The organism is Nocardioides sp. (assembly GCF_050699375.1).
Lineage (GTDB): Bacteria > Actinomycetota > Actinomycetes > Propionibacteriales > Nocardioidaceae > Nocardioides.
In genome coordinates this window covers 18,134-29,594 of record NZ_JBOHDN010000163.1, presented here as the reverse complement: position 1 = coordinate 29,594, position 11,461 = coordinate 18,134, and the positions used below count along the sequence as shown (strand labels likewise).

At 69.4% G+C, this 11,461-nt stretch carries 10 protein-coding genes; 3 read left to right on the top strand and 7 right to left on the bottom strand.

All coding sequences use genetic code 11. The annotated features are described in order from the left end of the window. Window positions 1-349: 349 nt before the first annotated feature. Entirely contained in the window at window positions 350-1,201 is an 852-nt protein-coding gene (locus ACRDPS_RS12590; RefSeq protein WP_431501982.1) for a GH25 family lysozyme, read from the bottom strand. 260 nt (window positions 1,202-1,461) lie between these two features. On the opposite strand from ACRDPS_RS12590, the gene ACRDPS_RS12585 reads away from it, so the two are divergent. The 3 genes from ACRDPS_RS12585 to ACRDPS_RS12575 are packed head-to-tail and all read left to right on the top strand — an operon-like array spanning window position 1,462 to window position 2,857. Further along, a complete protein-coding gene (locus ACRDPS_RS12585; protein WP_431501981.1) occupies window positions 1,462-1,809 on the top strand; it encodes an ArsR/SmtB family transcription factor in 348 nt (115 codons plus the stop codon). Continuing rightward, window positions 1,806-2,294, top strand: a complete 489-nt coding sequence (locus tag ACRDPS_RS12580) for an SRPBCC family protein (protein ID WP_431501980.1) — start codon at window positions 1,806-1,808, stop codon at window positions 2,292-2,294. The genes ACRDPS_RS12585 and ACRDPS_RS12580 overlap by 4 nt, the downstream gene beginning before the upstream one ends. Next, window positions 2,291-2,857: a TIGR03086 family metal-binding protein gene (locus ACRDPS_RS12575; protein ID WP_431501979.1), complete on the top strand. Its 567-nt coding sequence runs from the start codon at window positions 2,291-2,293 to the stop codon at window positions 2,855-2,857. The genes ACRDPS_RS12580 and ACRDPS_RS12575 overlap by 4 nt, the downstream gene beginning before the upstream one ends. A 13-nt stretch (window positions 2,858-2,870) precedes the next feature. Here the strand turns inward: ACRDPS_RS12575 and menD are convergent, their stop codons facing one another. The 6 genes from menD to ACRDPS_RS12545 form a co-directional block, all read right to left on the bottom strand. Beyond that, window positions 2,871-4,475: a 2-succinyl-5-enolpyruvyl-6-hydroxy-3-cyclohexene-1-carboxylic-acid synthase gene (menD, locus tag ACRDPS_RS12570; protein ID WP_431501978.1), complete on the bottom strand. Its 1,605-nt coding sequence runs from the start codon at window positions 4,473-4,475 to the stop codon at window positions 2,871-2,873. A 183-nt stretch (window positions 4,476-4,658) separates the two neighbouring features. Continuing rightward, on the bottom strand, window positions 4,659-5,627 hold the full coding sequence (locus tag ACRDPS_RS12565; RefSeq protein ID WP_431501977.1) for an o-succinylbenzoate synthase: 969 nt from the start codon (window positions 5,625-5,627) through the stop codon (window positions 4,659-4,661). Next, window positions 5,624-6,676 carry an AMP-binding protein gene (locus ACRDPS_RS12560; protein ID WP_431501976.1) on the bottom strand — a complete coding sequence of 351 codons (1,053 nt, stop codon included), beginning with the start codon at window positions 6,674-6,676 and terminating at the stop codon, window positions 5,624-5,626. The genes ACRDPS_RS12565 and ACRDPS_RS12560 overlap by 4 nt, the downstream gene beginning before the upstream one ends. Window positions 6,677-6,815: 139 nt before the next feature. Continuing rightward, window positions 6,816-8,759: a peptidoglycan DD-metalloendopeptidase family protein gene (locus ACRDPS_RS12555; RefSeq protein ID WP_431501975.1), complete on the bottom strand. Its 1,944-nt coding sequence runs from the start codon at window positions 8,757-8,759 to the stop codon at window positions 6,816-6,818. A 1-nt stretch (window position 8,760) separates the two neighbouring features. Beyond that, the gene (locus ACRDPS_RS12550; protein ID WP_431501974.1) at window positions 8,761-9,291 is read right to left on the bottom strand and encodes a hypothetical protein; all 531 of its coding nucleotides are present in this window, start codon (window positions 9,289-9,291) and stop codon (window positions 8,761-8,763) included. Beyond that, window positions 9,291-11,216, bottom strand: a complete 1,926-nt coding sequence (locus ACRDPS_RS12545; RefSeq protein ID WP_431501973.1) for a hypothetical protein — start codon at window positions 11,214-11,216, stop codon at window positions 9,291-9,293. Before ACRDPS_RS12545 ends, ACRDPS_RS12550 begins: the two co-directional genes overlap by 1 nt. Between the last annotated feature and the right edge of the window lie 245 nt (window positions 11,217-11,461).

Genomic DNA, 11,461 nt, shown 5'->3' with positions numbered 1-11,461 from the left:
GAGATCCGCCGCATCCTCAAGCGCTACACCACCCGACAGCTCTACCGCACCCTCAACACAGCTTGACAAACATAGAAGCGTCTTTTCTCGATGGGTCCCGGTGTCCAGGACCGCGCAGCGGCCGGCGTAGCCGGCGGGCCGTAGGCCCGTCCTTGACTCCGGGGCCCATCGAGAACACCCTCCAGAAAGGGTCGGCGGCCCACGCCAACCCGCCGGAGGGAGCCTTCCGGCAGGGAGGTCTCGACAAGCTCGACCACCGGAACCTGGGGAGGTCTCGACAAGCTCGACCACCAGAACGACAGACCGACAGGGGCGCGCCCGAGCACACCCCCGTCGGATCAACAGAGAATCAGCCCCGCGCGAGCGCCTGCAGACGGTCGTACGCGCCGTTGAAGGTGTTCTGGTCCAGCGGCGAGGAGGTGTATTGCCAGAAGGTGTAGAAGCCCCAGCCCGAGGGCAAGGTGCCGGGAGTAGAGGCGTAGCGGGCGATCCACAGCGGATGGGCGGAGGAGAACTGCGAGGTGTTGCCGGTGCAGGTCGTCCACCAGTCGGTGGTCGTGTAGATCACCGCGTCGCGGCCGGTGCGCGAACGGTAGCGGTCCAGGAAGGCCGCGATCCAGGATCGCATCGAGGCCTGGGAGAGGCCGTAGCAGGTGCCCCCGTCGTACGGGTTGTACTCGATGTCCAGCACGCCAGGAAGGGTTTTCCCGTCGGCCGACCAGCCGCCGCCGTTGTTGACGAAGTAGTCGGCCTGGGTGGCGCCGCCGGAGTCGGACGGGTTGGCGAAGTGGTAGGCGCCGCGGATGAAGCCCTGGTTGTAGGAGCCGTTGTACTGCTGCGGGAAATAGGTGCTGTTCTTGTAGTAGCTGCCTTCGGTCGCCTTGATGTAGGCGAACCGCTTGCCCTGCCCCCACCAGTAGGCCCAGTCGACGTTGCCCTGGTGGCCGGAGACGTCCATCCCGGACACGGTCGCCTGCGCGGTGATCGGCTTGTCGTTCGAGATGCCGCCCTTGGCGTGCGAGCCGGGCGTCGACCAACCGACGTACGCGCCGTCCTTCAACGTGACGCCGTGGGACTTCGCCTTCTGGTTCACGTGGCGGTCGTTCTTCTCGGGACCGCCGGCCGGGTCGGCACTGGCGGAGGTCATCGGGGACAGGGAGGCAGCGAGGAGGAGACCGGCGGCAACCGCGGTCGCTCTCATGGATCTACGGCGCAAAGGACTCATGGGGACTGGGCCTTTCCCGAGGAGACGGTTTTGATCGACATCTGGACCGAACGGAGTTGTCCGGCTCCAACATCGTGCCGCAACCGATGTCCCGGGGGGAACGGTTTCGGTAATAACATTACTCAACCATCTGGTTGACAACCAGGTACGCGGCGACCTACAGTCGTTATCAACCAAGTGGTTGAGATCGATTGAGAGATGGTCTCGACGAGCTCGACCACCAGGATCGGAGCGAGATGAGCGAGGACAGACTCTCCCGAGTCTTTGCGGCACTGGCAGACCCGACCCGACGCGACCTGGTCGCCCGGCTCTCGTCAGCCGACGCGACGGTCGGCGAGCTGGCGGTGCCTTACGACGTCAGCCTCCAGGCGGTCTCCAAGCACCTCAAGGTGCTCGAGGACGCCGGACTGGTGAGCCGCGAGTCGCGCCGCGCCCCTGTTCGCCTCGAAGCGGAGGTGTTCGACCTCATGACCAAGTGGATCGAGCGATACCAACAGCAGGCCGAGGAGCGCTACCAGCGCTTGGACGCACTGCTCGACGAGATGCAGGACAGCAAACCAAACCGAGAAGAGGACGCATCATGACCACCACGAAGCACGAGACCACCATCGAGGCCTCCAAGGAGGCCCCAACGATCACCATCGTCCGCGAGTTCGACGCTCCCCCGGAGCTCGTCTTCCGCGCCCACGCCGAGAAGGAGCTGTACGCGAAGTGGCTCGGCCCACGCGATGTCGGCATGAACATCACCGGGTGGGACTTCCGCACCGGCGGCTCCTGGGCCTACTCGGCCGAGCGCGACGGGGACGAGTTCACCCAGTTCTTCGGCAGCTTCCACGAGGTGCGCGAGAACGAGCGGATCGTGCAGACCTTCACCTGGCGCGGCGCGCCCGACGGCGCCTCGTTGGAGTACCTCACCTTCGAGCCGCTCCCCGGCGGCCGCACCCGACTGACCGGTCTCAGCGTCGTCGAGTCCTTCGAGACCCAGGCCGCGATCATGGCCAGCGGCATGGACAAGGGCGTCGTCCAGGGCTACGAGCAGCTCGACGAGCTCCTCGCGGAGCTCTCGTGAGCTCCGATCTGAGCAGACGCGAACAGCACGCGTACGACGCGGCCCGGTTCGCCGAGCTCGTCGACTCCGCCGCCGCCACGGACTGGGCTCGTCCCAGCCCGGTGGCGGCGTGGACCGCGCTCGACGTGGTCTCGCACCTGGTCGAATGGTCCAGAGGGTTCCTGAAGGGATCGGCCGGCGTGGAACTGGCGCCGCTCGACGTACCCGCGGATCCGGCCGCCGCCTGGAAGGCCCACACCGCGGACGTACAGGCTCTCTTCGACGACCCCGCCGGCCGGATGATCTCCAACCCGCACGTGGGCGACAAGCCGCTCGACGTCGCGCTCTCGGAGATCTACACGCCCGACATCTGGATGCACTCCTGGGACCTCGCCCGGACCCTTGGGCAGGACTTCGACCTGGGCGCCGAGCGCGCCGCGGCGACGCTCGCCGGCGCTGCCGCCATGGAGGACGCCATGCGCTCCTCGGGCCAGTTCGGCCCGCGGGTCGAGGTAGCCCCCGACGCCACCCCTCAGGAGCAGCTCCTCGGCTTCATCGGCCGAGATCCCTACTGGCACTCCTGAACGGCCGCGTACGTCAGGAGCGGGCGAGGGCGCGGATGGCGTCGTCGAGGGCGCGACGGTCCTGGCGGGAGACGACTGCCTCGACGACCTCGATGCCACCGTTCGGGGAGGCGAGGGCGGCCTCGAGCTCGGGCGCGGAGGTGACCTTGAGGTGCGGGATGCGGTGGGCGGCGCAGAGGGCTTCGAGCGAGGTCCCGTGCGGGGTGCCGAAGAGCCGCTCGAATCTGTCGGCGAAGTCCTCAGCTCCCTGCTCGAGCGACGCGAAGATCGAGCCGCCGTCGTCGTTGGCGACGACGATGGTGAGGTCCGGGCGGACCTCGTCGGGGCCGAGCGTGAGGCCGCCGGCGTCGTGCAGGAAGGTGACGTCGCCCATCAGTGCGAGCGCACGCGTCGAGGATCTGCGACCGACGGCGGCACCGATCGCGGTGGAGACGATCCCGTCGATGCCGGCCAAGCCACGGTTGGCCAGCACCTTCCGCCGACCGCCGACGCGGTTGGGCCGCATCATCAGATCCAGGTCGCGTACGGGGTTGGAGGGGCCCAGCATGAGCAGCCCACCGTCGGGCAGCGCGCGGGCGACACAGGCAGAGACGTCGTACGCCGTCATCTCCGGCTGCTCGTGAAGGAGTCGATCCACCCGGCGACCGAGGGTGCGGTCGGCCTCGCGCCACTCCGCCAGCCACGCGGTGTCGGGCGTGCCGTCGACGTTGAGCCTGGTGAGAACCGTGCGGTCGACCCGGAACGGGCGAGCCGGCCAGACGCCCTCGATCGGGGCCGCGATGATCTCGATGTCGTCGCGCGCGAGCAGGTTGGTGACCGGCCGGGAGAGGGTCGGGTGGCCATAGACGACGACTCGCTCGATCCGTTCGGCGAGCGGAGACTCCAGCAGCAGCCGGTAGGAGCGCAGCGCGTTCTCGCCGGTGCGGGCGCCCGAGGAGGGCTCGGCGAGCAGCGGCCAGCCGCCGTCCTGGGCGAGGATCCGGGAGGGCGGCCCGGCGTCGTCACCGGCGATGACGACCGTGCGCGGGGTTTCGGTGCCGGTCGAGATCGACTCGAAGATCATCAGCTCGGGACGTACCGGGACGGGCCGGGCCTCGATCGGCTCCGGCTTCCACCGGTCGGGCGGGGTGAGCGGGTCGTCGAGCTGGACGTTCCAGTGCACCGGGCCGCGCGCGGCGTTCAGCGCGGCGACGTCGTTCTCGTCGGGCGCCGCGTCCAGGTCGAGCGTGTCGACGAGTCGGCCGAAGATGCCGACCTGGTCGGTGACCTGGTTGGCGCCGGTCTCCCGCAGCCGAGCCGGCCGGTCGGCGGTGACGACGGTCAACGGCACCCCCGCGTGGGCGGCCTCGAGCACCGAGGGGTGCAGGTTGGCGACCGCGGTGCCGGAGGTGCACATCACCGCCGCCCGGGTGCCGACCTTGGTCAGGCCGAGTGCGAAGAAGCCGGCGGAGCGCTCGTCGATCCGGGTGTGCAGGCGCAGGAGCCCCGCCCGCGCCGCGTCGAAGACGGCGAACGACAACGGTGCGTTGCGCGACCCAGGCGCGACGACGACGTCGGTGACGCGCGCCTCGAGGAGAGCGGTGACGACCGCCCGGGCAAGCTCAGTAGCCGTAGCCACGGCCCCTCCCTTCGTCCACCTGACCGCTCACGTACCCAATCACTCGGGTGGGCGGCGAGCGACGCCGGGTGGCGGTTGAAGCCTGGGTCTCCCCCGGAGCATTTTCCCGCCATGGCGGGAAAATGCCGCCTGTCCTCGCGTGGCCGGCGCGCAGAATCCCACCATGGCGGGAAAATGCGCGCCTCATCGACGCGTCTCGCGGTAGGCCAGGACGTCCGCCAGGCGATCACGCCAGAATGCCTCACGATCCGGTGCCGCGCACAAGGCCGAGGGCGCCTCCAGCCGCTCGGGAGCGGGCGAGGCCGGGAGCACCGGCAGCATCCCACCGGACGGAAGGAGCGAGTCGGTGACGACGTCCTCGGTGAACATCGAGATCGTGCCCAGCCCACAGGCGTAGGGAAGCTCGGGGAGGGCAGCAGCGAGAGCGATCCCGGCGGCCATCCCGACCGAGGTCTCCAGCGCCGAGGAGACCACGCATGGCAACCCGATGTCCTCGGCGATCCGCAGGCAGGCACGTACGCCGCCCAGCGGCTGCACCTTCAGCACGGCGACGTCGGCAGCCTCGAGGTCGCGTACGCGATAGGGGTCGGCCGCCCGCCGGATCGACTCGTCCGCGGCGATCGGGACGTCCACCTTCCGGCGTACGTCGGCGAGCTCCTCGACGGTGCCGCAGGGCTGCTCGACGTACTCCAGCCCGCCGGCAGCCCGGTCGAGCACCGCGATCGAGGTGACCGCCTCGTCGACCGCCCAGAGGCCGTTGACGTCGATCCGGACCCTGCCGGCGGGGCCGAGGGCGGCCCGGACGGCCTCGACCCGCGCGATGTCGTCCGCCAGGCTCTGGCCAGGATCGGCGACCTTCACCTTGGCGGTCGCGCACCCGGAGCGGGCCACGATCTCGTACGCCCGTTCCGGCCCGACCGCCGGCACGGTGGCATTGACGGGCACGGTCTTGCGGACGGGTGTCGGCCAGTCCCCGGCGGCCGCCTCCTCGGCGCAGCGCAGCCACGGCTCGATCTCGGGGACGTCGTAGTCGAGGAACGGCGACCACTCGCCCCATCCGCCGTCCCCCTCGAAGACCACGCCCTCGCGCTCGGTGATCCCACGGAAGCGGGTCGTCATCGGGAGGGAGAAGGCGTGCAGGACGTACGTCATCGCAGCTCTGTCGTTTCGTTCAGGGCCGGATCGTTCAGAGCCAGCGTCAGGAGCGCCTGCCGGTCGGGTTTGCCGTTGCCCAGGAGCGGGATCTCGGCGACCGGGACGACCCGGCGCGGTGCCCACGAACGCGGATGCTCGGCAGCGACCCAGTCGCGGGCGCCGGCCTCGTCGATGTCGCCGACGACGAAGGCGACAAGGCGCTGGCCCCACTCCTCGTCGGGTACGCCAAGGGCCTCCGCGGCTTCGACGGCGGGGTGCTCGCGGAGCCTCCCGGCGACGAGGGCTGCCGGCACCTTGACGCCTCCGGTGATCACCATGTCGTCGACCCGGCCGAGGATCCTGAGCCGGCCGTCCTCGTCCAGGGTGCCGGCATCTGAGGTGAGGAACCAGCCGTCCACCAGGTCCGTCGCGGTCTGGTCCGGATCGTCCTGATAGCCGTCGAAGAGCGTTGGCCCGCTGATCCGAACCCGACCGTCTGTGCCGATCGCGATCGCGACGCCGTCCAGCGGCATCGCGTCGTAGACGCACCCGCCGCAGGTCTCGGCGGACCCATAGGTGGCCACGACGTTGATCCCGGCGTCTCGGGCGCGGGCCCGCAGCGACGGGTCGATCGGACCACCGCCGAGGAGGAGCGTGTGGAACCCAGCCAACGCGGCGAGGTCGTCACCGCCCGCCTCGATGATCCGGTGCAGCTGGGTCGGCACCATCGAGACGAACCGAGGCCCTGGCTTCATCGCTTCGGCAGCCTCGGCGAAGGACCCGTACGCCGCGGCGATCACCGGCTCGTGCCCGGCCAGCAGCGAGCGGGCGATCACGTTCGCCCCGGCGACGTACGACTCCGGCAACGCGAGCAGCCACTGCCCGCTCGCCCCGACACGTCGCGCCGACGCCGCGGCCGACGCCTTCATGGCCGCACGCGACAGCATCACTCGTTTGGGCCGGCCGGTGGACCCCGAGGTCTCGACGACCCAGTGCTCCGGCCCGCCGACGAGCCACTCACCCATCGCGGCAACGGCGCTTGCTGCCCGTTCTGCCGCCTCGTTCATAGGCCCAACGCTATCTCCTGGGAGGTGTAGTCCCTCGCGGTGGGCCGTCGGGGGTAACACGTCGTTCGTAGGACTATCCGGTCGTTCCAATAGGGCGAGTAGTACTACGAACGACGTGTTACCCCTGCGCCGAGCGCCGCTACTGGCCGCGGATGTTGAAGTCGGCGACCAGGCCGTGGTGGTCGGATTCCAGCGGGAAGGTGGCGTGGCGGGTCGACGAGGCGGTCGAGCCCGACCCGAGGAGCCAGTCGATGGTGCCGCCGCCGTCATGGGTGGCCCAGCCCTGCGGGGGCGCGCCGAGAGTCTCGAAGGAGGAGGTCATCCCAGCCTTGGTCATCAACGGCTTCGGTCCCCACGGATCCCCGTTGCCCCCGCCACGCGGATAGGGGGAGTTGAGGTCGCCGGCGACGAGGACCGGACCGTACTTCTGCAGCCCCTGCGCCAGTCCGGCCAGCTTCGCGAAGCCGCGCTGGGCCTCGTCCTTCCGCGCCTGCGGGCTGTTGGCGGGCGAGGTCATCGTGTGGGTCGAGATGACCGAGATGCGCCCGGAGCCGTCGCTGCTGGCGAGGACCACCCAGGTGGCGTACCTGCTGTCGTTCTTGACGCCCGTGACCGGCTTGGTGAGCTGGACGGTGCCCTTGTCGACCGCCACCCAGCGGTCGGTGCGCCACATGACGACAGGGCTGAGGGCCTGGCTGCGGGAGCCGTACTCCTCCGCCGAGGCGCGGTAGGTGCCGTAGCCCTTGACCGAGATGTCGGAGAGCGTACGTGACTGAGCCTCGTTCAGGGAGACGAAGTCGGGTCCGTGCTTGATGACCTTGGCCAGGTCGGAGCGGTATCTCCCACGGGACATGGAGACCTTGATGTTGGCCTGCGCCAGGCGCACCTGCGGGCCGGAGACCGCGGCCGGAGAGGCGCCGATCTGCCCCGCGCCCGGCAGCCCGGCGACCTGCTTGGTCGCCTCGAGGGACTTGCCGATGTTCTTCTGCAGCCAGGCGGCCGGGTCGACCTGGTCCTGCAGGTAGCCGCCGCCGTGCGGGTGCACCTCGAAGTGGAGGTGGCAGCCGGTCGAGTTGCCCTCGCTGCCGACCTGCCCGATGACCTGCCCGGCCTTGACCTGCTGACCCTCCTGGACCGAGAGCGACTGCATGTGGCCGTACCAGGTCGTCAGGTTGCCCGCCGCGGTCTGCACCTTCACCAGCCAGCGTCCCGCCCAGCCCCAGCCGCCACCCGACTCGAGCACGATCGTGCCGCCGTGGGCGGCCTGCACCGGCGTCCCGCACGGCGAGGAGTAGTCGTTGCCGGTGTGCATGTTGGCCCAGTTGGAGCCCGAGTTGCCGTAGTTGTCGTTGTCGGTCGCCAGGCCCGCCTGGATGGGACGTACGACGGTGGTGCTGATCCCGGCCATGCCGATCGTGCACGAGACGTCGGTCGCGGTGGCCTTCAGGTCGGCGGCCGTGACCCCGTCGGCGAGCGCGGCGACGAGGGCTCGCGCCTCTTCCTCGTGCTGGGCGTACGCCAGGGGGAAGGCCGATCGCTGCACTGCCTGCGCCGCCGCGGTGACCTGCATCTTGCGCCACCCCGGGATGTCGAGGAGACCGGTGTTGCCGGTGTGCGCGGCGGTGCCGTAGAACGCCTGGGCGGACTTGACCGGGTTCGTGATGTCGGCGACCGACCCCCACCCCGAGACCGGACGCTGCTGGAAGAGCCCCACCGAGTCGCGGTCGCCGTAGCTGAGGTTCTTCAGGGTGCTCTCCTGCATCGCGGTCGCGAGCGCGATCACCCACCCGTACGCCGGGACGCCGGACTGCTTGCCGACCGCCACGATCGTCCGGGCGTTCTGGATCTGCTCGGTGGTGAACCCGGAGATGCTGCCCTCGGGGACCTCACCGTCGGGACCCACGTCACCGGCCGGGACCGCGTTCACGCCGCCGACACAGCCCGACTCCGCCTGGTCCTGGTTGCTCTGCTCCGTGCTCGCCAGACCGCCGATGAGGATCACCAAGGCACCCGTGACCACCAGGACGAGCGTGGCCGCCGCGGCCACGATTCCCCAGATCAGACGCGCCTTGAAGATCCACATGTCAGCCGCCCGGGAGGATGTTGGCGACGTACCAGACGTTGTCGACCAGGGTCAGGTACACGACGACCTTGGGTCCGTCGGTGGTGACCTCCGCGCGTGCCTCCGACCCGTTCTGCTCGAGCACCTTGGCCGTTCCGACGACCTTGGTGGCCGGCACGGTCGCCGGATCCGTGGTGCCCAGGGCCTGGGCCAGCGACTCGTCGGGCCGCGCGGCGTTGATCCCGGCCCACCACTGGTCGTTGGTGAGGTCTGGCCGCGCCCATGCGGCGACGAACTTGGTCGCGGCGGCGCCCGGGTCCGGCACCGGCGCCGCGGATGCACCCGCGGATGCGCTTCCGCTGGCCGAGGGGGCTCCTCGCTCGGGCTGCGTGGCGGGCTCCGCCTCGGGGGCTTCGTTCCACTGGGCGATGACCCAGACCAGGAAGACGATGCCGACAACCACCGAGAAGAACCGGAACGGCGACCGCATGGGCCACCTCAGCACCGGCGCGATGACCTCCCACAGCACACCACGCGTCGTCGTCGAACGCACTACCGCGCTCCTCCTTCGGACCAGTTCGAACCGTTGTCGACGGGCACGGATCGGTTCCCGTTCGGCGAGTAGATGACGAAGACCGGGTTGCCGTCCGCGTCGTAGTCGACGTTGGCCTCGGCGACCGGAGTCTGCCGCGGGGCCTCGGGCTCTCGGTCCGCGTAGGAGTCGGCGGTGTAGTCCACCGGGTTCGGCGCCGCGGGGCGGTCTCCCCAGACCTGCCCGTTGCTCTGGCCGTTGCCCTGGCCGTTGCTCTGGCCGTTGCCCTGCCCGGGGGCCAGCGCATCGCGGTAAGGCCCCTCGTCGCGGTCGGTGGAGCGCGAGTCGAACCATTGTCCGGCCACGCGCTCGCCGTCGTTGCCGCTCATCGAGGACTCCAGGGCGTACGTCGGGCGGTTCTGGCTCGCACCGGCACCCAATGCCGCGGCCGCCGTCACCGGCGCCTGGTTGGGAACCTGCTCGGCGCTCATCGTCGGCCGGCCGCCGGTCAGCTCGTGGCCGGGCATGTAGACCCCTCCGGGGTTGGAGACCGCGCCGCCGGTGCCCACCGGTCCGCCGCCGGTGACGGTCGGGCGGTCGGAGGTGGCATCGCGGACGCCGGCCTCGGTGCCCGTCCGGGCGCCGACGTACGAAGAGAGCATCGAGGTGAGCCGGCCCATTCCTGGGATCGGGATCCCGTACGCAGCCGGGCGGGTGAGTCGCCAGGCCAGCACGGTCAGCACTGCGATCAGCCCCAGCTTGAGGACGAACCACATCGACGAGGTCAAGATCGCCGAGTCCAGCCGCAGCAACAACAACGCGACCAGGAAGTAGATCGGGCCCATCACCAACGGACCCACCACCCGCTTCAACATCGCCACCGCCGCATCCCGGGTGTGGTCCAACATGAACAACACCCCCGCCGCCGGCGCGAACGGCACGATCAACCGGATCAACGCGAACGACAACAAGATCGCCAGACCCGCCACCAACAAGAACCCACACACCACCACGACCACCGCGAGATTCACCAACGCCGTGGTCGCCCGCTGCGACCAGTGCTCACCCTTGAAGTACTCATACGCCACCGGATCAGACTTCTTCACCGCCTCGGCATGCTTCTTGAACGCGTCCTGCTTCGCCTCCAGGACCTGCTTGCCCTCCCCGTTGGGGTCCTCGCGATAGGTGTCGTACTCCTGCCAGGAGAAATGCGTCGACCGGAACACCCGCGGCCCATACTTCTTCGCCGTCGCCGAGTCCGGATCACCGAACGCCCCCGAGAGCCAGGTCCGGTACTGCGTCGAACGCACCACCTCATCCATCTGACCATCAACAGCCTTGACCGCATCGGTCTCACCGAACTTGTCGTCGTTGACGCCGGGCACCGTCCGGCCGTCGTTGAACCCGGTCGCGATCATCCCCGTCGCCGACCGCACCCCGTCATCGACCAGCTCCGTCGACTCCGTCGGATACTGGATCAGCCACGACGTCACCACCAACACACCCAACGCCCAACCCGCCGCCGTGACCGCCCGCGCGAACCGGCCATCACGCGCCCGGATCATCACCGTCGCCGCCACCAACAGCAACACCACACCCACCCACGGCGCCCACACCCCGTCGGTGACCGCCTTCGAGGCCGCCACGATCGGGTCATCGAGCGCCTTCAGGAACGAGTTCTCCCCGATCACCGCGTTCAACAACGCATGCGACCAGTTCGGCAGAATCCCCGAGATCTCCAACATGATGTTCCCGATCGAGGTCCCCGCACCCGCGACGAACTGACCCGTACACCCATTGTCATAGGTCCACCACTGCGGACTCGTGCCATAGGCCGACTCCAACGAGACCTCGTCCTTGTTCCGGAACGGATCCAGATCATCGTCGACCTTCTCCGGATCATTCAGCTCCGTGCCCGCCTTCGACGCCGCCCCCAACGCCGTCATCCGAACAATGAAGCTGCCATCCCCATACGGAGACGCCGGCATCGGCGCGTCCAGGTTGTTGCACGCATCGCTCACACCCGAGAGACCACCCGTCGGATCGAACGGGATCGGGATATCGATCCCCTTCGGACCAGCAGCCGCCGGCCCCGCCAGAGACAGCAGGGCCAGGACGAGTACGACGAGGGCAGCGCCCCGGCGCCGCAGCCGTCTCGAGACGGTCCTCTTCTCACGAGCGGAGCGTGACC